The following is a 22,087-nucleotide window of genomic DNA, read 5'->3' as shown; positions in this document are numbered from 1 at the left end:
AAGGCACCGACGCGCCAAGCTTACACGAAGGACGGAAACCGCATGTCAGAAGCCCAGACGCCCCGGACGCTGGACACCGGAGCCCAGGAACGGCCTCGGGAAACGCCCTGGGAGACGCCGGTCGTTGCGGTGGTGGTCACCCACAACCGTCTGGCCCTGCTGAAGACCTGTCTGGCGGCCATCCATGGGCAGGAGCCGCGACCCGACCGCATCGTCGTGGTGGACAACGGCTCCAGCGACGGCACCGCGGAATGGCTGGCCGAGCAGCGGGCGGTGATGCCGGAGCTTCTGGTGGTCCGGCAGGCCAACATCGGTTCCGCCGGCGCTTATCACACCGCCTTCGCCACGGCGCTGGAACTGGGCGCCCGCTGGATCTGGAGCACCGACGACGACGGCATTCCGGCGCCCGGCGCGCTGGCCGAACTGCTGCGCCAGGGCGAACGGCACGACCTCGACCTCGTCGGGCCGACCGTGGTCGCGGCGGAGGACCGCGGCGATCTGGCCTTCGCCATGCAGGGCTTCACCAAGGCCGACGCCTTCGCCGCCGCGGCGCAGGACGGCATCGTGCCGGGCACCATCGCGCTGTTCAACGGGACCCTGCTGCGCCGCCGCGTGTTCGAGCGGATCGGCAACATCAAGCGCGAGATGTTCATCTGGGGCGACGAGTGGGAGTTCACGCTGCGCGCCCGGCGGGCCGGGCTGCGCGACGGGACGGCGGTGCACGCTCTGCACGTCCACCCGCGCAACCGCCGCACCCAGCGTCCGCTGGCCGGCGGCTTCCTCGGCACGGTGGAGGAGATGCCGGAGAACCGCGCTCCCTATTTCTTCCGCAACATGGGCTACATCCACGCCACCTACGAGCGCAAGTCCATCGCCCGCATGATGGTCAAATACACGCTCTACTATCTGCTGCACCGGCGCGCCGACGTGAAGGGGCTGCGCGGCTTCTGGACCCATTACCGGGCCGGTCTGCAGAACCGCTATCCGGAGGACCTGCAGGCGTCCCCCACGGCCGCGGCGCCCGCCGCTCCGTCCCAGTCCTTCCCGAAAAGCGTCTGAAGGGGGGCCGCATGTTCAGGGATTTCACCCTCGACGGGCGGGCGGCGTCGCGCGCCGAGTCCGTGTATGTCTGGCCCGCTGCCCTGCTGATCCTGGTGGCGGCCTCGGTCCCCGTCTGGATGTTCGAGATTCCGGCGCTGGGCGACTACGTCAACCACGTCACCCGCATGTACGCCCTGGCCCATCTGGACCAGGACCCGGCGCTGGCGCAGTTCTACATGGTGCGCTGGGCGATCATCCCCAATCTGGTGATGGACATCGTCGTGCCGCCGCTGGCCAAGCTGATCGGCGTGCACACGGCGAGCCGGCTGTTCGTCACCGCCAGCTATCTTGTGCTGGTCACCGGCTCCATCGCGCTCTACCGCGCCGTCTGGGGCCGCGTGGAACTGGGGCCGCTGGCCGCCGGGCTGTTCCTCTACACGCTGTCCACCTACATGGGCCTGTTCAACTACCTGTTCGGGCTGGGGCTGGCGCTGTGGGGCATCGCCGGCTGGATCGTCATGCGGGAGCGCGCCCCCTGGCAGCGCGGGCTGGCCTCGCTCGGCGTCGTGCTGCTGCTGTTCATCTCGCATCTGTTCGCGCTCGGGCTCTACGGGCTGACGCTTCTGGCCTTCGAGGGATGGCGGCTGTGGCGGAGCGGCGGCTGGCGCGCGCCGCGGCAGGCGCTGCCGGACGCGCTGGCCTTCGGTCTGCCCTTCCTGATCGTGCCGCCTCTGCTGCTGATGAGCCCGTCGTCGGGCTTCGCCGACGCGGTGCTGTGGGTCGGCACGGCGAAGCTGATGGGCTTCGACTTCCTGTTCGGCGGCTACGCCGACACGGTGGGGTACGTGACGGGAATCGCCGTCGGGCTGGGCATCGCTTGGGGGCTGTGGAGCGGGGCGCTGCGGCTGCATCCGGTCGGCGCGATCACCATCGCGCTGGGGCTGGTGGTCTATGCGGCGATGCCGCTGGTCCTGTTCGGCTCCTGGTTCGCCGACAGCCGCCTGCCCATCGGCATCGCCTTCGTCGCGCTGGGCTTCGTGCGCTGGGAACTGGCGACCTCGACCATGCGGGTGGCCTTCCTGTCGGTGGTGGTCGCGCTGTCGCTGCTCCGCAGCGCCGACGCCGGGGTGGGGCTGGCCAAGGTGGACCCGCTGCTGGAGGAGGTGCGCCAGTCCCTGCAGCGGATCGAGCCGGGCAGCACGGTGCTCGCCACCTACGCCGACGAGACGCTGCACAAGTCGATCTTCCGCGCCACCCAGTTCACCGATGATCGCGCCCTGTCCTTCGGCCTGCACCACGCGCCGGTGCTGGCGCTGATGGAGCGCTCCAGCCTCGTGCCCATCGCCTTCACCCATCCGGGCAAGCAGGTGCTGTTGCTGAAGCCGGACTACGCGGATCTGGATGGTGATTTCACCTATATGCCGCGCATCGGATACGTGGCCGACGCGGTGCGTCAGCCGGGCCTGCGCGACAACCATTACTGGGCCGACTGGCCCCGGCGCTTCGGCTACGTCTATGTGCTGTTCAGCGAGCCGGGCCGTGCCAACCCGGTGCCGGAGCATCTGACGCTGGTGCAGGAAGGGCGATACTTCCAGCTTTACAAGGTGAGGTGAGGCGGGCGGTTGCCCCCACCCTAACCCTCCCCTGCAAAGCGGGGGAGGGGACTGCCGCCACTTTGCAGAAGGCACCCTCCCCTGCGGCAGCGGGGAGGGCCGGGGTGGGGGCAGAGAGTGCCCTCAGGCCGTCCCTTCCGCGCCGCGTACGAACTGGTCGAACATCGGCTGGATCACCGCCTCGCCGATGTCGCGGGTGATGAAGACGACCTTGGAGCGGTGATCCTCGCCGGGCCACTCCTGGAGCTGGACCGGTGGGTGGAACATGTGCTGCACGCCGTGCACGACGACGGGCAGCGGGCTTTCCTTCACGTTCAGCAGCCCCTTGATGCGCAGCAGGTTTTCCCCGCCGGCGGCGATCAGGGCCTCCATGAAGTCGACGAAGCCGTTCCATGGGATCGGCTCGTCCACCACCATGCAGAAGGCGCGGATGTGGTCGTCGTGCCGGTTGGCGTCGTGGTGGTGATGGTCGTGATCGTGCCCGCAATCGGGGCCGCAGGCGTCGCCATGGTCGTGATGGTAATGCCCGTGATCATGGTCGTGCCCGTGATCATGATCATGATGATGGGCCTGCTCGTCGCGGTACGCCTCTTCCCGGAGCCAGCGCGCCACGTCGGGGCTCTTGGTTTCCGGGTTGTAGAGGCCGGCGTCGAACAGCAGGGCCGGGTCCACCTCGCCGAAGGCGGCGGGGATCTGCGGGGCCGCCGGGTTGATGGCCGACAGGCGCTGGCACAAGGCGAGCGTCGTGTGCGGCGTGGCGAGGTCGGTCTTGGTCAGCACGATGCGGTCGGCGACGGCGGCCTGCTTCACGCTCTCCGGCTGGCGGTCGAGCTGGCTGGCGCCATGCACCGCGTCCACCGTGCTGATGACCCCGTCCAGGCGGAAGCGGGCGGCCAGCAGCGGGTCGCTCATCAGCGTGTGGATGATCGGGGCCGGGTCGGCGAGGCCCGTCGTCTCCACCACCACCCGGTCGAACTCCGGGATGTCGCCGCGCACGCGCTTCAGGAACAGGTCGCGCAGCGTGTCGACGAGGTCGCCGCGGATGGTGCAGCACAGGCAGCCGCTGTCCATCAGCACCATGTTCTCCGACGCCTTGGCGACCAGCAGATGGTCCAGCCCGACCTCCCCGAACTCGTTGATGACCACGGCGGTGCGGGCCATGCCGGGATGCTGCAGGAGCCGTTGCAGCAGCGTGGTCTTGCCGCTGCCGAGGAAGCCGGTCAGCACCGAGACGGGCAGGCGGGGCGCCGACGGGGCGGCGGGGGTGGGTGCGGCGGTCACGGGGTCTTCTCCTGGCAGTCGGTGCATGTGCCGCGCACCTCGACGGTGGGGCGGCTGACCTGGAAACCATGCTCGGCGGCGATGGTGCCAATGGCGGCGCGGATGCGCGGGTCGTCGATCTCCACGGCGTTGCCGCAGGTCTCGCACACCAGGAACTGTCCGGAATGGACGGCCCCCGGCGCCGCGCAGCCGATGTAGGCGTTCAGCGATTCGATGCGGTGGACCAGCCCGTGCTCCACCAGGAACTCCAGCGCCCGGTAGACGGTCAGCGGGGCGGTGGCCTTGCCCTCGCGCTGGCTGAGGTCCTCCAGGATGGCGTAGGCGCCGCGCGGCTTGTGGCTGTTCCAGACCAGCTCCAGGACCTGCCGGCGGAGCGCGGTCAGCCGGGCGCCGCGCTCCGCGCACAGGGCGTCGGCGCGGGTCAGCGCGTCGGCGATGCAATGCGCGTGGTCGTGCCCATGGCGGGAGGCCGGGCCGGCGGTGGGGTGGGGATCGGCGGTCATGGCGTTATCTTATTACATCGCCGGACGCCGACACCAGACAAAGAAGAAGGGCGGCCCCGGATGCGGGGGCCGCCCTTTCAAGGCGTGTCGCTGGATTATGGGACGGTCATGCGTCCGGTCAGAGACCGATCACGCCGCCGTCCTTCTTGGTGATGGCGACCACCGACGGGCGCGGCGGCATGTTGGGCTTGAAGTCGGGCCAGCGGGTCGCCGGGTCCTCGAAGGAGGAGAGCTTGCCCTTGAAGCCTTCCCACTGGTCGACGCCGTCGGTTGCCGGGTGCTGCACGGCGACGAACAGGGTCTTGTCGTCGGTGGTGAAGCAGGGACCGCACATCTCCGCACCCACCGGCACGCGGTAGAACATCTTGGACAGGCCGCGCAGGTTGCCCTCGGTCTCCACGGCCCAGACGCCGTCGGCGGTGCCGGACGCCTTCTTCCAGTTCTCGCCCTGGTCGGTGGTGATCCACAGGCGGCCGCGGTGGTCCACCGCCGCGTTGTCGGGGCAGGAGAACCAGCCGTTGGCCGAGGTGTCGGCGTGGAACTGCGCGCCGACCTTCCCGTCCGCCGGGTTGCCGCCGCGGACCAGGATCGTCCATTCCGCCTTGGTCGAGGCGTGGTTGCCGTTCTCCGGCAGGATCTCGACGATGTGGCCCCAGTTGTTCTCGGCGCGCGGGTTGGTCGCGTCCACCTGCTCCGGCTTGCGGCGGGAGTTGTTGGTGAGCACGACGTAGACCTTGCCGGTCACCGCGTTGACCTCGATGTCCTCCGGACGGTCCATCTTGGTGGCGCCCAGCGCGTCGGCGGCGAGGCGGGCGTTGATCAGGACGGTGGCTTGGTCGGGGAAGCCCTTCTCGGCGGTCAGCGGACCCTGGCCGTGGACCAGCGGCAGCCATTCGACCGAGGCGTCGGCCTTGAACTTCGCCACGTAGAGCGTCCCGGTCTCCAGGATGTCCATGTTGGCGGCGCGGTTCTTCGGGTCGAACTTCTTCGCCGCGACGAACTTGTAGACATAGTCGAACCGCTCGTCGTCGCCGGTGTAGGCGACCACCGTGCCGTCCTTGCCCAGCGCGATCTGGCAGGCCTCATGCTTGAAGCGGCCGAGCGCCGTGCGCTTCTTCGGGGTCGAAGTCGGGTCGTAGGGGTCGATCTCGACGATCCAGCCGAAGCGGTTGGACTCGTTCGGCTCCTTGGCGATGTCGAAGCGGTCGTGATAAACGCCCCAGTTGTACCATTCGCCGGGGAAGCCATAGCGCTTCAGCACCTTGGCGTTCGGGTTGGTGTCCTCGACCTTGCCCCAGAAGTAGCCGTTGAAGTTCTCTTCCGCCGACAGCCAGGTGCCCCAGGGCGTCATGCCGCCGGAACAGTTGTTCAGCATGCCGCGGACCATCGTGCCTGCCGGGTCATAGCTGGTCTTCATCAGGGCGTGGCCGGCGGCCGGGCCGGTGATGGCGCAGGCCGTCTCGCCGGTGATGCGGCGGTTGTACTTGGAGTTCGGCTCGGTCACCCACTTGCCCTTGACCTTGCGGATCTCGACGACGGTGCCGCCGTGGGCGGCCATCTCGATGTCCACCAGCGTCCTGGTCATGCGGGCGAACTTGTCCTTCTGCTGTTCCACGCCGACGCCGGGGAACATGACCTCCTCGTCGGTGTATTCGTGGTTCACGCAGAGCAGGGCGCGGTCCGGCGACCGCGAGCCGAGCGGCAGCGGGGCGTAGCCGACGAAGTCGTTGTTGTAGCCGAACTGCTTCGACTGCGCCTCGGCCGACTGGTTCATCGGATCGAAGGCCGGCGCGCCGGGGACCACCGGGTCGCCCCAGCGGATCAGGATGTCGGCGTCGTAGCCGGCGGCGACGTGATGGTCGGCGTCGACACCGTGCGCCACCTCCTGGAAGGAGAAGCTGGCCTTGGCCGGGCGCGGGGCGCCGGTCACAGCAGCCTCGGCCTCGCGCGGCGCGGAGAGCAGGGCGGCCGGGCCGATCAGGGCACTGACCGCGGCGCCGGTCAGCATGCTGCGCATCATGTCGCGGCGGCCGAGGCGGGCGTTGATGACGTCGCCCATGGTCGGGTTTTCGGACGGGTTGGAGCCGATGTCCTCGCGGCCCTCGAAGGTCAGATACTTGGTGCCCTTCTGGGGCAGGTCATGGGTGTCCATCGGTGTGCCTCGTCTCTTTCCGCAAATTTATTTTGGGTAGGGGCGGGCGCACCTTACCGGCGGCCTGTGACGGTTTCTTTGCACTCCCATGAAGGCGGAATGAAAACACACGGTCGGGTTTCACGACTCCGCGCCGCTCAATCGCCGGCTTTCTTGATCTCCTGGAAGGCGGCCAGCGCGCGGTCGCGGGCGGTGCCGTGGTCGACGATCGGCCGCGGGTAGTCCCTGCCGAGCGTGACGCCAGCCTGCCGCAAGACCTCGTCCGGCGCCTCCCACGGCTTGTGAATCCAGCGGCTGGGCAGCTTTTCCAGTTCCGGCACGTAGCGCCGGACATAGGCGCCCTCCGGGTCGAATTTCTCGCCCTGGAGGATCGGGTTGAAAACGCGGAAGAAGGGGGCCGCGTCGGCGCCGCAGCCGGCCACCCATTGCCAGTTGCCGGCGTTGTTGGCGATGTCGGCGTCGACCAGCGTGTCCCAGAACCACGCCTCGCCCTCCTGCCAGGGAATCAGCAGGTCCTTGATGAGGAAGGAGCCGACGATCATGCGCACGCGGTTGTGCATCCAGCCGGTCCGCCAGAGCTGCCTCATCCCCGCATCCACGATGGGGTAGCCGGTCCGCCCGCGCTGCCACGCGCGCAAGCCCGCCTTGTCGGTCCGCCAGGGAAAGCGGGCGAAGCGGTCGTCCAGCGGCGTGTCCGGAATCCCCGGTTCCTCGCGCAGCAGATGGTGGTTGAACTCCCGCCAGCCGAGTTCCCGCAGGAAGGCCTCGGCGCCGGCGGCCAGTTCATGCCGCTGGTCGGCGGCGTGACGGGTGGCGTGCCAGATCTGCCGCGGGCCGATCTCTCCGAAGGCGAGGTGCGGTGACATCGCGGAGGTTCCGTCATGATCCGGGCGGTCGCGCTCCACCGGATAGGCGGCGACCGGACCATCCAGGAAATCGGCCAGACGCTCACGCGCCGCCTCCTCCCCAGGCTCCCAGCGTTCGCGCAGGCCATCGGCCCAATCCGGAGCGGTGGGCAGCAGGCCCCAATCCGTCAGCGGCTCGCTGGACACCGGCTTGGCCGGCGGCGTCAGCTTGGCCGGCGCGCGGGTGGGGCGCGGCGGCTCCGGCATGGACAGCAGCGCCTTCCAGAAGGGCGTGAACACCCGGAAGGGCGTGTCCGACTTGGTGCGGATGGTCCCCGGCTCGTAGAGCAGGGCGGCGTTGTGGGGATGAACCGTCACACCGCGCGCGGTCAGCCGCTCGCCCACCCGGCGGTCGCGGGCGATGGCGGTGGGGCCGGCGCGGCGGTTGCACAGCACCGTGTCGGCGCCGGTTTCCTCCGCCAGCGCCGCCAGCACCACGGCGGGGTCGCCGCTGCGCAGCACCAGAGGCGAGCCGAGCTTCGCCAGCGCCTCGCCCAGCCGCTCCAGGCTGCCGTGCAGCCACCAGCGGGAGGCGCCGCCGGGAAGCCAGGGATCGTGGTCGTCCTTCTCCCGGATAAAGACCGGGATGACCGGCGCCCCATCCTCCGCCGCGGCGCTGAGCGCCGGGTTGTCGGCAAGGCGAAGATCGTTGCGAAACCAGACGAGGATGGGTGAATGATCGGTCTTCATCGGCCAACTTTAAGGAAATGGACAGAAGAACAGGCATGCCAAAACGCCGCAGCCAATGACCACGGTCAATGGCTCTTGCTACGCGGCGCCGATTGCTCCGGATCACCGCGACGGCAAAAATTTTTCCTGGGGAAATCCTATTGACCGAGGTTTCTACGCCGCTATTTCCGCCTTCGCTGCCACGACGTGGAGCCGGAGGCACGGCGGCCGACGGCACCGGTTCCACGGTCGGGGGAGGAACGAGACGCCATCAACGGAGGAAACCACATGTCCCGCCTGTCACGCCTGCTGACCGCCGCCACCGTCGCCCTGCCGCTGTCCCTCGCCGCCATGTCCGCAAAGGCGGCGGACATCGTGGACACCGCCGTCTCGGCGGGCCAGTTCAAGACGCTGGTCCAGGCCGTCCAGGCCGCCGGGCTCGCGGACACGCTGAAGGGCAGTGGTCCCTTCACCGTCTTCGCCCCGACCGACGAGGCCTTCGCCAAGCTTCCCGCCGGCACCGTCGAAAATCTTCTGAAGCCGGAGAACCGCGAGAAGCTCCGCTCCGTACTCACCTATCATGTGGTGTCGGGCAAGGTGACCTCGGCCGATATCGCCGGCAAGACGGCATCGACGAAAACCGTGCAGGGCACCACTGTGGACATCGACGCGACGAAGGGCGGCGTGATGGTGGACAACGCGAAGGTCGTGAAGCCCGACATCATGGCGTCCAACGGCGTCATCCACGTGATCGACACGGTCATGATGCCGAACTGACGTTCTGCTTTTTCTTGAGGTCCCTCCTGCCGGACGTCTCACCGCCGGTTCCGGCAGGACCACTCGCCCGGAGAGTTCCCCCGACTCTCCGGGCTTTTTCTTTTTAAGCCTTGTCGGGAGACAGGCGGCTGCGCGGGAAGCGGTGGACCTTGCCGCGGGCCAGCAGATGCACCTCGAACCGCGCCGCCAGCAGGTTCGACACCGCCGGGTCCAGCACGTTCAGCCCGCCCGCGAAGGCGCCGAAGGCCGGAAGGATCAGCTTTCCCCCGTCGAAGGCGAAGCAGCGCTCCCGCACCCGCCGGCCCGGCACGACGACGGCGGCCACCGGGTGCAGATGCCCCGACAATTCACCCACGGCGCCGGGCACCGCCTCGTGCCGGAAGGTCAGCGGGCCGAGCGTCAGCTCGTCCAGGATGCGCCCGCCGAAGCCCTCCGGCGGTTCCGGGTCGTGGTTGCCGGTGACCCAAAGCCAGTCCGCCACCCGTCCGGTCAGGTCGCGCAGCCGCGCCACATCGCCGGCCTCCATGCGGCTCGCCGCCCGGCGGTCGTGGAAGCTGTCGCCCAGGCAGATCACCCGCTCCGGCGCCAGCCGCTCCACCAGTTCCGCCAGCCGGCCGAGCGTCGCCCGCGTGTCGTAGGGCGGCAGCATCCGCCCGCGCGCCGCGAAGGCCGAGCCCTTCTCCAGATGCAGGTCGGCGACCACCAGCGTCCGCTCCGCCGGCCAGACCAGCGCGCCGGAGGGATCGGGAGCCAGCGCGGCGCCGCGCAGGGTCATCGTCGTGTCCATCGTCATCACAACGTCAAGCGGCCTTGGCTGTCACCGTCGGACCCCAGCTCCGGCATCGCCTCGGCCACCAGATCGGCGGCGGCCTGCTCCAGAAGCTCGTCGGTGGCGGAACCGTCCACCCGTTCCCGCCCGATTTCCAGGATGACCGGCACGGCGAGGGGGGAAATGCGGTCGAGGTCCTTGTGGGTGATGCGGCCCTTCACCCGGACCAGGAAATCCGACAGGCGCCGCACGTCGGTCAGTCCGCCCGCCGCGTCGGCGCGGGTGGCGCGCAGCAGCACATGGCCGGGATCGTGCTTGCGCAGCACGTCGTAGATCAGGTCGGAGGAGAAGGTGACCTGCCGCCCCGACTTCTCCTGCCCGGGATGGCGGCGGTCGATGACCCCGGTGATCAGCGCCACGTTGCGGAAGGTCCGCCGCAACATCGAGGACTCGTCCATCCAGGCCTCCAGATCGTCACCCAGCATGTCCTGGTCGAACAGCCCGTCCATGTCCTTCGGCGTTCGCAACGACCACACCGCCAGCACATAGTCGGTGGCGACGAAGCCGAGCGGGCCGCAGCCCATCCGCTCCATCCGCCGAGTCAGCAGCATCCCCAGGGTCTGGTGCGCGTTCCGCCCCTCGAAGGCGTAGACGACGAGGAAGCGCTTTCCCGCCTTGGGGAAGCTCTCCACCAGCAGCCCGTCGCGCGCCGGCAGGACGGAGCGCCAGCGCTGCAGCCGCAGCCATTCCTGCACGTCCTCCGGCAGGCCGGGCCACTGCGCCGGGTCGGCCAGCATGGCGCGCACCCGGTCGGCCAGCGCCGTGGTCAGCGGCAGCCGCCCGCCGGCGTAGGCCGGGACCTTCGGCTCCCCGGTGCCGCCCTTGGCGACCTGCGCCTCCATCTCGCGGATGCCGAGGAACTTCAGCAACTGGCCGGCGAAGACGAAGGTGTCGCCGGGGGTGAGGCCCTGGATGAAATGCTCCTCCACCTCGCCCAGCACCGGACCGCGGCTCAGGCGCACGCGCAGCATGGCCTCCTGCGTGATGGTCCCGACATTCATGCGGTACTGCCGCGCCACCGCCGGCCCGGCCACCGCCATGCGCCCGTCCTCGCGCAGCTTGAGCCGATGGAAGCGCTCGTAATTGCCGAGCGCGTAGCCGCCGGTCGCCACAAAGTCCAGCACGTCGTCGAACTCATCCCGCGACAGCCCAGCGTAGGGCGCGGCGCGGACCACCTCGTCATACAGGTCGTCGGGCCGGTAGGGCTCGGCGCAGGCCATGCCGAGCATGTGCTGGGCCAGAACGTCCAGCCCGCCGGGGCGCGGCCGCTCGCCGTCCAGACTCATCGCCGCCACGGCGTCCAGCGCGGCGCGGCATTCCAGCACCTCGAACCGGTTGGCGGGGACGAGCAGGGCGCGGCTCGGCTCGTCCAGCCGGTGGTTGGCGCGGCCGATGCGCTGGACCAGCCGGCTCGCCCCCTTCGGCGCGCCGATCTGCACCACCAGATCGACCGCCGCCCAGTCGATGCCGAGGTCGAGCGAGGAGGTCGCCACCACCGCCCGCAGCTTGCCCGCCGCCATGGCGGCCTCGACCTTGCGCCGCTGCTCCGCCGCCAGCGAGCCGTGATGGAGCGCGATGGGCAGGGTTTCGTCGTTGAGGCGCCAGAGTTCCTGGAAGACCAGTTCCGCCTGGGCGCGGGTGTTGACGAAGACCAGCGTGGTGCGGTGGGCGCGGATGCGCTGGTACACCTCCTTCAGCGCGTGCATGGCCATGCGGCCGGACCAGGGCAGCCGCTCGCGCGTCGTCAGAATGTCCACATCGGCGGAGGCGCCGGCCCGGCCGGTGACCAGCCGCACGTCGCCGCCATCCGCGTGCCCGGTCTTGGACAGCCAGGCGAGAAGCTGCGCCGGCTCCGCCACCGTGGCCGACAGCCCGACCCGCCGGGCCTGCGGCGCCAGCCGGGACAGCCGCGCCAGCCCCAGCGCCAGCAGGTCGCCGCGCTTGGTCCCGGCGAGCGCGTGCAGCTCGTCGATGATGACGCAGCGCAGGTGCCGGAAGATCGTCGCCGCGTCGGCGTAGGCGATCATCAGCGCCAGACTTTCCGGCGTGGTCATCAGGATGTGCGGCGGGTTGGCCCGCTGCCGCCGCCGCTTGGATTCGGGCGTGTCGCCGGTGCGGGTCTCGGTGCGGATGGGCAGCCGCATCTCGGCGACGGGCTCTTCCAGATTGCGCTGGATATCCACCGCGAGCGCCTTCAGCGGCGAGATGTAGAGCGTGTGCAGCCCCTCCCGCGGGCGCTCCGCCAGATCGATCAGCGAGGGCAGGAAGCCGGCCAGCGTCTTGCCGCCGCCGGTCGGCGCGATCAGCAGGGCACTGTCCCCGGCCGCCGCCGCCTCGACCATGGCGAGCTGGTGCGGGTGCGGCGCCCAGCCCCGCGACCGGAACCAGCCCTGGACGTTGGCGGGGAGGAGGGGGGAGGGGAGATCGGGCATGAAGGACCGGATGATTCGCTGAGACCGGAAAGAATAGTGTCGCGAATCGAACGGAGCAAGAACGGGAGCGCTTTTGCGTCCCGTTGACGGCTTTCGGCGCTGTGGTATTTTGTGAGGCAAGGAGGTGATGCGCCTTCGGTCTCCTGGAGGCGGAGCCGGTTTCCCGACCCCGCCCATTGGTTCCTTAGCGATCGCGGTCCTGGTTGAAGCCGGCTTCGAACTCGAACTTCATCCGGAACCAGAAGCGTCGGAACCACTTCAGGTACCTTTTCAAGCGCATCACCTCCTCTCGAATGCCGGACGGGCAGGGCCCGTCGGCACGCACCATCCAAAGGAATGCGCGGGCGAGGTCAACCGGGGATGTGGCTCGGTGGGATGGCTGCGGCACTTGGGCGCGTTGTTGGGTTGCGAGGGTTGCCCCCTCCCTGACCCTCCCCCGCTTTCGGCGGACCGAAGGTCCGCCTGCTGCGTCAGCGCAAACCCTCGGTTTGCGCGAGAGCTGGGCGGGGGAGGGAATTAGGCGCCGATGACGATGCGGACGTGGATGGGCAGGGGGATCGTGCCGCCCTGGGCCTGCGCGTCGAAGCGGCGGGTCACCTCGGCGTCGAGGTCGGCGCGCTGCCCGGCGGTGAGGTCGTGCAGGCGGTGGCCGAAGCTCATCTCCAGCGTGGCGCGCCAGAAGGGTTGGCCCTGGGGGGCCTTGCGGACCGGGGTGATGTCGGTCTCGGTCACCGTGGCGAAGCCGGCGGCGCGCATGGCCTCCGCCAGAAGGCCGGGAGCGGCGAAGCGGAACAGCGGGTCCAGGCTGCGGTCCTCGCCCAACTGGGTGGCGACCGCGTCGCCCACCGTGTTGAACAGGGCGTTGCCGGCGCGCGGCCCCCAGACCATGAAGGCCGCCCGCCCGCCGGGGCGCAGCACGCGCCGCAGTTCGGCCAGGGCCGCCGCCACGTCGGGGACGAACATGATGCCGAAGCGGCAGGTCGCCCGGTCGAAGCTCTCCGCGGCGAAGGGCAGGGCGGTCATGTCGGCGGCGGCGAAGGCCGGGCGCCGTTCGTCCGCGATCCCCGCGGCGCGGCGCCGGGCGCCGGCCATCATGCCGGGCACGAGGTCGCTGCCCACCACCAGCCCATCCGGACCTGTCCGAAGGGCGGCGCTCAGCGCTGGTTCGCCGGCCCCGGAGGCGAGGTCCAGCAGCCGGTCGCCCGCCGTCACCCCGGCGGCATCGAGCAGGGGCTGGTTCAGCTTGTCGGCCAGATCGGCCATCGGGTCGGCCCAGCGGTCCCAGGCGTCGGCGCTGGCGGTCCAGCGAGCGCGCTCGGCGTCGCCGTCGATGGGGCGGGTGGACAAGTCGGGCATGGTCAGTGGAGAAGCCTTGCGATGCCGGTGATGCGGGGGACGGAGTCCGCGTCGCGCAGCCGCTCGTTCAGCGCCGCGACCTCCTCCGCCAGCTTGCGGTTCGCCTCGGTCAGGGATTGGACGCGGCCCTCGGCGGCCTGCTGCTGGGCGTTCAGGGTGGCGACGGTCTCCGCAAGCTTGCGGATTTGTTGCGATTGGCGGGCGCCGCCCTCGTTGACGCTGCGGCGGATCGAGCCGACGGCGGCGAGCACGATGACGCTGACCGTCGCGCCTGTCAGAAGGGCGGCGATGGCCAGAGCCCAGATCCAATCCCCCGTTGGCAGTTCCATGGCCGAAGCCGCCCCTGCGTTGCGTCCGGGTCACCGGCGGCGACCCTCCGGTGAACCAATGGTTTCAGCATCCGATGAATTGCCGGGCGGGTCAAGCCGGGCACCGGAACGGCAAAAGGCCCAGCCGTTGCCGGCCGGGCCTTTCGTGAAACCGGGGTTGCGCTCCGCGGTCAGGCGACGGTGTCGTCGACAGGGCGGGCGGCCTTGGCGCGCATGTCCTTCAGGTGATCGCCGAAGGCGCGCAGGACCGGCATGATCCGCTGCATCTGGTCCGACGTGACGTGGGCGTCGGTCTTCAGGACGATGGTCGGCGCCTCCGACATCAGGCGCTTGGAGCGCATCGGACCGACCTTGTCGTCCATGAACATGGACAGCCCCATCAGAATGCCGAGCGTCACGTCATCGGGCGCCTTGGGCAGAGCCAGCACGTCGTGCAGCTCGTTGAGGAGGGTGTAGGCGACGATGGACGTGCGTTCGATGGTGTCAACGTCGGCGGCCATGGACATCGGCGTAATCCTTGAGGCGCTGAAAGTGTGCGATATGGCCGAAGGTTAGCGCTTGGATCGTAACCAAACTGTTAACCATCCCTCACCCGAGTCGCCACGAGTCGCTTTTTTCGAGTCGCAATCCCCGGTCGCCGAATCAGGAGGAACGACTCATGCCTCCGCGTGAACCGACGTGCTGGTCATGGCCCGCTCCACCCGCTCGATGGCGGCCATCACCGCGTCCGGGCGGGCGTGCTGAGGCATGTGCCCGGTTTCCGCCAGCAGATGCAGCGTCGATCCGCGGACCGCGTTGTGCAGTTGCACCGCGTGGGCGTGGGGATCGACGATGCGGTCCTCCCGTCCCGCGACGACCGCCATCGGGCAGCGGATCTCGGAATAGCGCGGCGCCATCGCCGCCACACCGGGAATCAAAGCGGCGAGTTGAGCTGCGGCGGCCTCCAGTTGCGTCGGGCGCAGCAGAAGGTCGGGAGACAGTTCGTTGTAGCTGGGCGGCACGGGGTTCGGCTCAAAGATGCGGCGCATCATCGCCGGCAGGATCAGCCGGTCCAGCGGCGGCAGGACGGTGTGGCTGAGCAGTGGCCCGACCGCCGGAATGGCCGGTCCCATCATGGGGAGGAAGTCGAGCCGCGGGGTCGGGTGGGTGAAGGCCGACAGGATGACCAGACCGCCGATCTCCTCCGGGAAATCCAGCGCCCAGGCGAGCGCCACCGCCCCGGCCAGCGAATGGCCGACGACGATGGGACGCTCCAGCCCCAGCTTGCGGGTGGCGGCGCGCAGCAGCGCGGCCTGGGCGGCGGGACCGGCGTCGCGCCGTGGCGTCGCCTCGCTGTAGCCATGGCCGGGCCGGTCGAAGCAGACGCAGCGCCGGTGTCGGGCCGCCTCGTCCAGAAGGCTCAGCGCCCAGTCGTCGGCGGTGGTGCCGTTGCCGTGCAGGAACACCACGGGGGGCGACGCGCTGTCCTTCGGCCCATGGTCGAGATAGTGCAGGCGGGTGCCGCCGACGCTCATGAAATGACCGGTCGGCGGGTGTTCCTGCTCCGCCCGGTTGGTGCGGTGGCGGGTGTCCAGCCAAAGGCCGGCCAGCAAACCGGCCGCGAGAGCCAAGCCGCTGCGCATCAGCGGACCCTCCGAGTGCACGCTTGCGGCGCGGCGGGATGACGTGTGGACTGCGGCATGGTCGGGCTCCTCCGGGTTGCAGGGGCGGATTGCAGGGACAGGGGGGCAACAGGAGGTAAATGGGGCGGTTCCGGCGTGCAGAGCCGCCATGTCTCAACATTGTTTCCACAAATTAAACTAAAATCTTATCATTCTTGCGACAGAAGGACGGGGAAACCGTCCACCGTTCGGAATTGGAAACACGCCATACCATGAAGGTTTTTTCCAAAGCGGGAGTATCGCGATGAGCGCCGCCGCCAAGCAGCAGCCGACCCCAGCCGTGCCGGAGAGAGCCACGCCGGACAGCGTCGCCCCGGTGGGCGCGTCCCTGCCCGCCGTCTACACCGACCTTGGCCGCATCATCGAGAGCATGACCCGGCGTTTCCTGGACGTGCTGCGGATGGAACTGGCGCGGATCGGGATCGACGACCTCAGCCCCGGCCAGGCCCTGATGCTGATCAACATCGGCGGCGAGGAGCTGTCGGTGCGCGACCTGCTGGAGCGCGGCTACTATCTCGGCTCCAACGCCTCCTACAACCTGAAGCATCTGGTGGAGGCGGGCTATGTCGACCGCTCCGCCTCGCAGCGCGACCGGCGCACGGCGCGGCTCCGCCTGTCGGAGCGCGGGCTGAAGCTGTGCGAGGCGCTGCGCGGGCTGGAGGCCGTGCGGGGCGACGCGCTGATCCGCACCGACGAGGAAGCCGCCGATCTGGAGACGACATACCGCACGTTGCGCCGTTTGGAGCGGGCGTGGAGCGATCTGATCCGCTACGATACGCCGGAATTCTGATCCCGAGCGTCCGTTCCGGAAGACCCAGCGCATGTCACAGCGGTCCCTGAGCCAGAAGGATGTCGAGCGCCTGCTGGCCGCGCCCGACGCCCAGGCGCGCATCGACACCATGACCCATCTGGTGCGCGACCTGGAGGCGGGGGACCTCGCCGAGGCGGAGCGGGCGCTGGCCATGGACATCCTGCAGCGCTTCGCCGCCGACGCGGTGACCGCCGTGCGCGAGGCGGTGGCGTGGCAGATCCACAACTCCTCCCTGCTGACGGAGGGGCTGGCGGAGAAGCTGGCCCGCGACGTCGACCGGGTGGCCTTTCCCATCCTGCGCCACGCGGAAAAGCTCAGCGAAGGCTTGCTCCTGGACATCCTGCGCGAACGGCGCCCGGCGAAGGAACTGGCCATCGCCGGGCGCCGCTCCGTCTCGCCCGCGGTGTCCGACGCGCTGGTGCGCAATGGCAACGTCATCGTCATCACCGAGCTTCTGCGCAACCGTGGGGCGGTCATCCCGGAACCGTCCCTGCACGGCGTGCTGGACCGCTGGGGCGGCGTCGCCACGGTGAACGAGGCCATGGCGGCGCGCCCCGACCTGTCGGCGGCGGTGGTGGAAAAACTGATCCTCTTCGTGTCGGAGGAGATCCGCAACCGGCTGATCCGCAGCCACCGGCTCAACCCCCGCCTGATCGGCGTCCTGGTGGAGCGGGCGCGGGAGGCGGCGACCCTGCTTCTGCTGAAGCCGCTGACCCCGCGCGAGGCGGACGTGGAGCTTCTCGCCCGGCATTTGCTGATCCGCGGGCGGCTGTCGGCGCCGCTGCTCTTCCGCGCGCTGTGCGCCGGGGAGATCGCGCTGTTCGACGCCGGGATCGCGGTGCGCGCCAACCTGCCGCCGGAGAACGCCCGTCAGCTCGCCTGGGACGGCGGGCCGCATGCGCTGAAGGGGCTGTTCGCCAAGGCGGGCCTGTCCTTCACCCTGCTTAAGCCCTTCCGCGTTGCCATCGCGGTGGCGAAGGCGTTGGACTACCGCGGCGGCGACGAGGGGCGCGAGCGCTTCCAGACGGAGGCCATCGCCACCCTGTTCGACGCCTGCGGCAACAGCCAGGACCGGGAGATCGACGACCTGCTGCTGCAACTGTTCGACCAGACCTCGGCGGAGGTGATCGAAAAGGCGCTGGAGCAGGCGGGGATGCCTTTCTCTCCGCTGAACAGCTGAGTCACAGGCTGAAGAAGGTCTTCAGCCGGGCCAGCAGGTCATGCTCGGTCGTCGTCTGGGTCACGGCGGTGGGGGCGCTGGCGCGGCGGTGAGCGTCGTTGCGGCGCTGGCGCAGTCCCATCAGGTCGGCCAGCCGGGCGGCCAGCTCCGGACGGCGGCGCAGGACGGGGTCGAGCGCTTCCTTGTCCAGCTCGTAGACCACGGCGTCGGTGTTGGCAATCACCGACGCGCTGCGCGGCTGGCCGGTCAGCAGCGACATTTCCCCGAACACGTCGCCCGGCCCCATGTGGTCGAGCAGGAGCGTCCGCCCCCCGAAGGCCCCGCGCACGTCCAGCGCGCCCTCGGCCACCAGAAAGAGGGAAGTCCCGGTCTCGTCCTGGCGGACCACCGCCTCACCGGCGGCGACGTGGCGCAGATGCATGCCGGACGCCAGTTCATCGATCTCCTCCGGGCGGAAGGCGGCGAACAGATCCACATGGGACAGCAGGTCCCGCCCCAGCCCCAGTGCCGAACAGGGCGGAGGGCGGTTGCTGCGGCGGCGCATCTCCTGCTTGGGGCTGGCCGGCTCCAGACCGGCGCGGGCCAGATGATCCAGGATGGTGGTCGCCACGGCGTCGCGGGTGGCGGCCAACCGGGAATAATCCGCCACCCAGAAGCGCGCCTGATAAGTGACGCCGTTCAGCGTGATCGAGTCCACCACCACATCGGGCCGCGGCTCGGTGGGGACGGCGTCGCAGCAGACGATGGCCGACAGGATGATCCGCTTGGCGCGGGCCACCGGCACCTCGGCGTCGAGGGTCACCGGAACCCCGGCGCGGAAGCCGGTGCCGGGCTGGCTGTAGTTGGTGATGCGGTTGCCAGCGGCCAGCCCGTTCGGCACCACCAGCGCCGTGCCGTCCAGCGTGACCAGCCGGGTGGCCCGCCAATTGATCTCGTCCACCCGCCCGGTAACGCCGGGGGTCAGCTCCACCCAGTCGCCGATGCGGTAGGGATGCTCGACGTTCAGCGCGATGCCGGAGAAGATGTCGGCGATCATGTTGCGCAGCGCGAAGCCCAGCACCGCGATCACCACGCCGGAGGTGGCGACCAGCCCGGTCACCGGCTGCCCCAGCACGAAGGCCAGGATGCCGAGCACCGCCAGCCCGTAGAGCAGAGCGCGCAGCAGGTCGGTCAGCAGGCGCGGCATCGGCGTGGCGCGGGGGTGGCTCGCCACCACGAGGTCGATGACCCGCGACCCCAGCCACGCCGCCGCCAGCCACGCCACCACGGCGAGCAGAGAGGTCAGCGCGTCCGCCACCATGGCGCCGGCGATTGGCGTGATGTGGCCGGACAGCCAGGGGCGCTGCCCGGCCAAAGCGGCCGCCCCGAGTGTCAGCAGCGCCGGGGCCAGCAGGTGGCGGAAACCGAGGCGCGACGGCGCGCCGGTGGGGCCGACGGGAAGCGGGGCGAGGCGGGATGAATCGGGCATGCGGGATCGGCAACCTCCTGCCCCGTGACCTTCGCACCGCGAGCGCAACCGTCAAGCCCAAAATAGGAATAGGCGAAGCGGCCCCGGCCTTCGCGCAAAGTGGGGTGGTTGGTGAACGCCTTCGCTCCTTAATATTCGGAGGGTGGGGAGAGAAAGGATGAGGTCCGAAAAACCGCGAACATTGTCCGCCCACCAAGCATAAGATTGAAGCTCCCAAAGAGAAGAGCCAGAAGAGCGAGGTGTCCATGCCTCATGCTGCCATGATCGTGGCGGCCGCGCTGCTCCTGTTGCCGGGCGCGGCGTCGGCCCAAAGCGCAAACGCCCAAAGCACGAATGGACGGGAGAAGGCGCCGGAGGGTGCCCGCGCCTACATCATGTGGCCGTCCAACGGCACCACCATTTCCGGTGGAAAGCTGTGGGTCCGCATGGGCTTGCAGAACATGGGCATCGCCCCGGCTGGCATCCGCAAGGAGGACACCGGGCACCACCATCTGCTGGTGGACACCGACCTCGCCACCTACGACGAACCCATCCCGAACACCAAGCAGTCGCTGCATTTCGGCGGCGGCCAGACGGAGGTGCGGCTGGAGCTGCCGCCGGGCCGGCACACGCTCCAGATGATCCTGGGCGACGCGGACCATGTGCCGCACGACCCGCCGATCATGTCGCAGAAGGTCACCATCATCGTCCCCTAACGGGAACCATCGTGCCCTAACGGGAGCGCGACAGGGAGGAAGTCATGATGCGCACCGTCGTCCCGGTCCTTCTGGCCGTCCTGCTCTCCGCCGGGCCGGTCGCCGCGCAGTCGTCGCCGGAGGCCGACCCGCTCGACAAGCCGCTGTCCGACACCACCAACACGCAGCAGCCGGCCAGCCCCGGGCACGAGCACGAAAGCACGCCCTCCACCCCCGATGCGGCGCAGGCCGGGCGGACGGCGGCGCCGAAGGACGCCTACATCTACATCGGCTGGCCCAACGACGGCGAGGTGGTGAGGGGCCGTTTCAAGGTGTGGTTCGGGCTGCGCAACTTCGGCGTGGCCCCGGCGGGCGTGCGCAAGAACAACACCGGCCACCATCACCTGCTGGTGGACGCCGACCTGCCGCCGATGGACGAGCCGATCCCCAACAACCGCAACTACATCCATTTCGGCAAGGGCCAGACGGAGACCTATCTGGAGCTGCCGCCGGGCCGGCACACGCTTCAGCTTCTGTTGGGCGATGCGGAGCACATCCCGCACGACCCGCCGATCCTGTCCAAGAAGATCACCATCACCGTGCGTCCGGGCGGCGACAGCACGCGCGTGTCGGTCCGCTGATCTGGCCCGCTGATCCAGTCCGCTGAACGTCCAGGGAGTGAGGCCATGGGATTTGAGGCCTTGGGGTTTGGTACCATGGGATTCCTCCGGCGCACCGGTGTCGCGAGAGCGGCGGCCGTCGCATCGCTCCTGCTGATGGGGGCCTGCGTCACTTCGGGCGAACAGGCGACCGTGGTCCAGAAGCCGAAGACCCCGCCCGTGCGCACCGTGTCCAACTTCAGCGAGGCGCTGCGCTGCATGGACACGCTGATGTGGAACCATGGCAAGCGCGACATCTTCATCACCTCCAACGGCATCCCCGACGCCACGGGCCGGGTGGCCGGCGGCACCAAGGAGATGCTGATCACCGCCGTGTCGCGCATGTCGGAGCGGTCGAACGCCTTCCGCTTCGTCGATTTCGAGCCGACGCTGGACGACGTGAACGCGCTCTACTGGATGATCGGGGTGCAGCCGAACTTCCGCGCGCCGTCCTACTACGTGCGCGGCGCCATCACCCAACTCGACGACAATGTGGTGAGCGAGGCGGCCAGCGCCGGCATCTCCCTGCCAACCTTCGACCTGGGCATCTCCGCCGATCAGGTGATGTCGGTGATCTCGGTGGATTTGAACATCGGGGAGCTGGCGACCCGCCAGATCATTCCCGGCCTGTCGGCCAGCAATTCGCTCGCCATCATCTCGTCGGGCAAAGGGGCGGACGCCGGGGCGGTGATCGGCAAGGCCGGCCTGTCCTTCAACGTCTCGCTCAACAAGTCCGAAGGGCTGCATCAGGCGGTGCGCACGCTGATCGAACTCAGCACGATCGAGGTGCTGGGCAAGATGACCCGCACCCCCTACTGGCAGTGCCTGGGCATCGACCAGACCAACCCGGCCTTCGCCGGGCAGGCGCGCGACTGGTTCGACGGCATGGCGCCGTCCCAGCGCGTCGCCTACGTCCAGCGCGTCCTGCTGGCCGAGGGCTATTACGACGGATCGGACAGCGGGCAGCTCGACGAGCGCACCCGCGACGCGATTTCCCGCTATCAGGCGGACAACGACCTGATCGCCACGGGGCGCATCGACTTCGACCTCTATCAGCGCATGCTCGCCCAGCCCAGCGGCCAGAAGGGGCCGGGGGCGCCGCGCCTGCAATCGGTGTCGAACGCGGGCGGGGAGGGGTTGCCGCGCGCCACGCCGGCGCCGGCCGGGGCGCCGCCCGATCTGGTCCTCAGCTCCGACCGCGGGCCGCAGCCGCGCTACCGTGCCGGGGAGGCTCTGGTGGTCAAGGTGCAGCCGACGGCCAACGGCTTCGTCTATTGCTACTACCAGGACGCCGCCGGGTCGGTGGCCCGCATCTTCCCCAACCGCTTCCAGCCCGACAGCTTCGTCCAGGCGAACCAGCAGGTGGAAGTCCCGCCGGGAGCGCAGAAGCCCTTCAACCTGCGCATGGACCGTCCCGGCGCCTCCGAGACCATCGCCTGCGTCGTCTCGCCCGACGAGCTCGGGACGCGCATCGCCGACCGCTACAAGACCGAGGACCTTCAGCCCATCCCCGGCGCGACGCTGGAGGATGTGGTGGGCGCCTACGGCAGCATCCAGGGGACCAACGTGCGCAGCCGGCAGATGGCGGTGCAGGTGCTGCCCGCCGTGTCGGCTCAACGATAGGATCGGCGCAGCGGTAAGAGCGGGCAGTTGTGGGCCGCCTCACAGCGCGGGGGTGGGGGACGGGGGTAAAGAAGGGGCAGCAGAACACCACGCCAGATCATGGCGCCGAATCATGGGAGACCAG

Annotated in this window: 19 protein-coding genes; 8 read left to right on the top strand and 11 right to left on the bottom strand. The window is 69.4% G+C overall.

Features of this window, described 5'->3' with window-relative positions; translation table 11 throughout:
* Window positions 1-42 precede the first annotated feature (42 nt).
* Both ACWPXE_RS15860 and ACWPXE_RS15855 read left to right on the top strand, forming a co-directional pair.
* The gene (locus ACWPXE_RS15860) at window positions 43-1,059 is read left to right on the top strand and encodes a glycosyltransferase (RefSeq protein WP_454018597.1); all 1,017 of its coding nucleotides are present in this window, start codon (window positions 43-45) and stop codon (window positions 1,057-1,059) included.
* An 11-nt stretch (window positions 1,060-1,070) separates the two neighbouring features.
* Complete coding sequence (locus ACWPXE_RS15855; protein ID WP_454018596.1) at window positions 1,071-2,654, top strand: hypothetical protein; 1,584 nt, start codon at window positions 1,071-1,073, stop codon at window positions 2,652-2,654.
* Between the two features lie 123 nt (window positions 2,655-2,777).
* On the opposite strand, the gene ACWPXE_RS15850 is transcribed toward ACWPXE_RS15855, so the two are convergent.
* The 4 genes from ACWPXE_RS15850 to ACWPXE_RS15835 form a co-directional block, all read right to left on the bottom strand.
* Window positions 2,778-3,962, bottom strand: a complete 1,185-nt coding sequence (locus ACWPXE_RS15850) for a CobW family GTP-binding protein (protein ID WP_454018595.1) — start codon at window positions 3,960-3,962, stop codon at window positions 2,778-2,780.
* Window positions 3,932-4,438: a Fur family transcriptional regulator gene (locus ACWPXE_RS15845; RefSeq protein ID WP_454018594.1), complete on the bottom strand. Its 507-nt coding sequence runs from the start codon at window positions 4,436-4,438 to the stop codon at window positions 3,932-3,934. The genes ACWPXE_RS15850 and ACWPXE_RS15845 overlap by 31 nt, the downstream gene beginning before the upstream one ends.
* A gap of 118 nt (window positions 4,439-4,556) precedes the next feature.
* Window positions 4,557-6,590, bottom strand: coding sequence for a PhoX family protein (locus tag ACWPXE_RS15840; protein ID WP_454018593.1), 2,034 nt, complete (start codon window positions 6,588-6,590; stop codon window positions 4,557-4,559).
* A gap of 137 nt (window positions 6,591-6,727) precedes the next feature.
* A complete protein-coding gene (locus ACWPXE_RS15835) occupies window positions 6,728-8,185 on the bottom strand; it encodes a cryptochrome/photolyase family protein (protein WP_454018592.1) in 1,458 nt (485 codons plus the stop codon).
* Window positions 8,186-8,452: 267 nt separating this feature from the next.
* Between ACWPXE_RS15835 and ACWPXE_RS15830 the strand changes: the two genes are divergently transcribed.
* Window positions 8,453-8,941 (top strand): fasciclin domain-containing protein, encoded by a 489-nt coding sequence (locus tag ACWPXE_RS15830; RefSeq protein WP_454018591.1) that lies wholly within the window; start codon window positions 8,453-8,455, stop codon window positions 8,939-8,941.
* 103 nt (window positions 8,942-9,044) lie between these two features.
* Here ACWPXE_RS15830 and pdeM read toward each other — a convergent pair whose 3' ends face one another.
* From pdeM to ACWPXE_RS15800, 6 genes are all read right to left on the bottom strand, one after another.
* Window positions 9,045-9,734 carry a ligase-associated DNA damage response endonuclease PdeM gene (pdeM, locus tag ACWPXE_RS15825; RefSeq protein WP_454018590.1) on the bottom strand — a complete coding sequence of 230 codons (690 nt, stop codon included), beginning with the start codon at window positions 9,732-9,734 and terminating at the stop codon, window positions 9,045-9,047.
* Entirely contained in the window at window positions 9,734-12,202 is a 2,469-nt protein-coding gene (locus ACWPXE_RS15820) for a ligase-associated DNA damage response DEXH box helicase (protein ID WP_454018589.1), read from the bottom strand. Before ACWPXE_RS15820 ends, pdeM begins: the two co-directional genes overlap by 1 nt.
* Before the next feature lie 516 nt (window positions 12,203-12,718).
* Window positions 12,719-13,558: a class I SAM-dependent methyltransferase gene (locus tag ACWPXE_RS15815; RefSeq protein ID WP_454018588.1), complete on the bottom strand. Its 840-nt coding sequence runs from the start codon at window positions 13,556-13,558 to the stop codon at window positions 12,719-12,721.
* A 2-nt stretch (window positions 13,559-13,560) separates the two neighbouring features.
* Complete coding sequence (locus ACWPXE_RS15810; RefSeq protein WP_454018587.1) at window positions 13,561-13,887, bottom strand: hypothetical protein; 327 nt, start codon at window positions 13,885-13,887, stop codon at window positions 13,561-13,563.
* 170 nt (window positions 13,888-14,057) lie between these two features.
* Window positions 14,058-14,387: a hypothetical protein gene (locus tag ACWPXE_RS15805; RefSeq protein WP_237903362.1), complete on the bottom strand. Its 330-nt coding sequence runs from the start codon at window positions 14,385-14,387 to the stop codon at window positions 14,058-14,060.
* Window positions 14,388-14,543: 156 nt separating this feature from the next.
* Window positions 14,544-15,509, bottom strand: a complete 966-nt coding sequence (locus ACWPXE_RS15800; protein WP_454018586.1) for an alpha/beta fold hydrolase — start codon at window positions 15,507-15,509, stop codon at window positions 14,544-14,546.
* Window positions 15,510-15,792: 283 nt separating this feature from the next.
* On the opposite strand from ACWPXE_RS15800, the gene ACWPXE_RS15795 reads away from it, so the two are divergent.
* Window positions 15,793-16,338 carry a MarR family winged helix-turn-helix transcriptional regulator gene (locus ACWPXE_RS15795; RefSeq protein ID WP_454018585.1) on the top strand — a complete coding sequence of 182 codons (546 nt, stop codon included), beginning with the start codon at window positions 15,793-15,795 and terminating at the stop codon, window positions 16,336-16,338.
* 31 nt (window positions 16,339-16,369) lie between these two features.
* The gene (locus tag ACWPXE_RS15790; RefSeq protein WP_454018584.1) at window positions 16,370-17,539 is read left to right on the top strand and encodes a DUF2336 domain-containing protein; all 1,170 of its coding nucleotides are present in this window, start codon (window positions 16,370-16,372) and stop codon (window positions 17,537-17,539) included.
* A gap of 1 nt (window position 17,540) precedes the next feature.
* Here ACWPXE_RS15790 and ACWPXE_RS15785 read toward each other — a convergent pair whose 3' ends face one another.
* The gene (locus ACWPXE_RS15785) at window positions 17,541-19,007 is read right to left on the bottom strand and encodes a cyclic nucleotide-binding domain-containing protein (RefSeq protein WP_454018583.1); all 1,467 of its coding nucleotides are present in this window, start codon (window positions 19,005-19,007) and stop codon (window positions 17,541-17,543) included.
* A gap of 245 nt (window positions 19,008-19,252) precedes the next feature.
* Here ACWPXE_RS15785 and ACWPXE_RS15780 point away from each other — a divergent pair, with 245 nt between their 5' ends.
* The 3 genes from ACWPXE_RS15780 to ACWPXE_RS15770 all read left to right on the top strand — a co-directional run bounded on the left by ACWPXE_RS15780 (window position 19,253) and on the right by ACWPXE_RS15770 (window position 21,963).
* Entirely contained in the window at window positions 19,253-19,702 is a 450-nt protein-coding gene (locus ACWPXE_RS15780; RefSeq protein ID WP_454018582.1) for a DUF4399 domain-containing protein, read from the top strand.
* A 44-nt stretch (window positions 19,703-19,746) separates the two neighbouring features.
* Window positions 19,747-20,322 carry a DUF4399 domain-containing protein gene (locus tag ACWPXE_RS15775; protein WP_454018581.1) on the top strand — a complete coding sequence of 192 codons (576 nt, stop codon included), beginning with the start codon at window positions 19,747-19,749 and terminating at the stop codon, window positions 20,320-20,322.
* A 75-nt stretch (window positions 20,323-20,397) separates the two neighbouring features.
* A complete protein-coding gene (locus ACWPXE_RS15770; protein ID WP_454018580.1) occupies window positions 20,398-21,963 on the top strand; it encodes a DUF4384 domain-containing protein in 1,566 nt (521 codons plus the stop codon).
* The last annotated feature ends 124 nt before the right edge of the window (window positions 21,964-22,087 follow it).

The sequence above is a fragment of the Azospirillum sp. Marseille-Q6669 genome (assembly GCF_965111635.1).
This window is presented reverse-complemented; position numbering and strand designations above follow the sequence as displayed.

What these genes read in the sequence shown, in the direction of transcription:
- ACWPXE_RS15860 (WP_454018597.1), top strand. Translation starts at nt 43, where the DNA reads ATGTCAGAAGCCCAGACGCCCCGGACGCTGGACACCGGAGCCCAGGAA.
- ACWPXE_RS15855 (WP_454018596.1), top strand. Translation starts at nt 1,071, where the DNA reads ATGTTCAGGGATTTCACCCTCGACGGGCGGGCGGCGTCGCGCGCCGAG.
- ACWPXE_RS15850 (WP_454018595.1), bottom strand. Translation starts at nt 3,962, where the DNA reads ATGCACCGACTGCCAGGAGAAGACCCCGTGACCGCCGCACCCACCCCC.
- ACWPXE_RS15845 (WP_454018594.1), bottom strand. Translation starts at nt 4,438, where the DNA reads ATGACCGCCGATCCCCACCCCACCGCCGGCCCGGCCTCCCGCCATGGG.
- ACWPXE_RS15840 (WP_454018593.1), bottom strand. Translation starts at nt 6,590, where the DNA reads ATGGACACCCATGACCTGCCCCAGAAGGGCACCAAGTATCTGACCTTC.
- ACWPXE_RS15835 (WP_454018592.1), bottom strand. Translation starts at nt 8,185, where the DNA reads ATGAAGACCGATCATTCACCCATCCTCGTCTGGTTTCGCAACGATCTT.
- ACWPXE_RS15830 (WP_454018591.1), top strand. Translation starts at nt 8,453, where the DNA reads ATGTCCCGCCTGTCACGCCTGCTGACCGCCGCCACCGTCGCCCTGCCG.
- pdeM (WP_454018590.1), bottom strand. Translation starts at nt 9,734, where the DNA reads ATGACGATGGACACGACGATGACCCTGCGCGGCGCCGCGCTGGCTCCC.
- ACWPXE_RS15820 (WP_454018589.1), bottom strand. Translation starts at nt 12,202, where the DNA reads ATGCCCGATCTCCCCTCCCCCCTCCTCCCCGCCAACGTCCAGGGCTGG.
- ACWPXE_RS15815 (WP_454018588.1), bottom strand. Translation starts at nt 13,558, where the DNA reads ATGCCCGACTTGTCCACCCGCCCCATCGACGGCGACGCCGAGCGCGCT.
- ACWPXE_RS15810 (WP_454018587.1), bottom strand. Translation starts at nt 13,887, where the DNA reads ATGGAACTGCCAACGGGGGATTGGATCTGGGCTCTGGCCATCGCCGCC.
- ACWPXE_RS15805 (WP_237903362.1), bottom strand. Translation starts at nt 14,387, where the DNA reads ATGGCCGCCGACGTTGACACCATCGAACGCACGTCCATCGTCGCCTAC.
- ACWPXE_RS15800 (WP_454018586.1), bottom strand. Translation starts at nt 15,509, where the DNA reads ATGCGCAGCGGCTTGGCTCTCGCGGCCGGTTTGCTGGCCGGCCTTTGG.
- ACWPXE_RS15795 (WP_454018585.1), top strand. Translation starts at nt 15,793, where the DNA reads ATGAGCGCCGCCGCCAAGCAGCAGCCGACCCCAGCCGTGCCGGAGAGA.
- ACWPXE_RS15790 (WP_454018584.1), top strand. Translation starts at nt 16,370, where the DNA reads ATGTCACAGCGGTCCCTGAGCCAGAAGGATGTCGAGCGCCTGCTGGCC.
- ACWPXE_RS15785 (WP_454018583.1), bottom strand. Translation starts at nt 19,007, where the DNA reads ATGCCCGATTCATCCCGCCTCGCCCCGCTTCCCGTCGGCCCCACCGGC.
- ACWPXE_RS15780 (WP_454018582.1), top strand. Translation starts at nt 19,253, where the DNA reads ATGCCTCATGCTGCCATGATCGTGGCGGCCGCGCTGCTCCTGTTGCCG.
- ACWPXE_RS15775 (WP_454018581.1), top strand. Translation starts at nt 19,747, where the DNA reads ATGATGCGCACCGTCGTCCCGGTCCTTCTGGCCGTCCTGCTCTCCGCC.
- ACWPXE_RS15770 (WP_454018580.1), top strand. Translation starts at nt 20,398, where the DNA reads ATGGGATTCCTCCGGCGCACCGGTGTCGCGAGAGCGGCGGCCGTCGCA.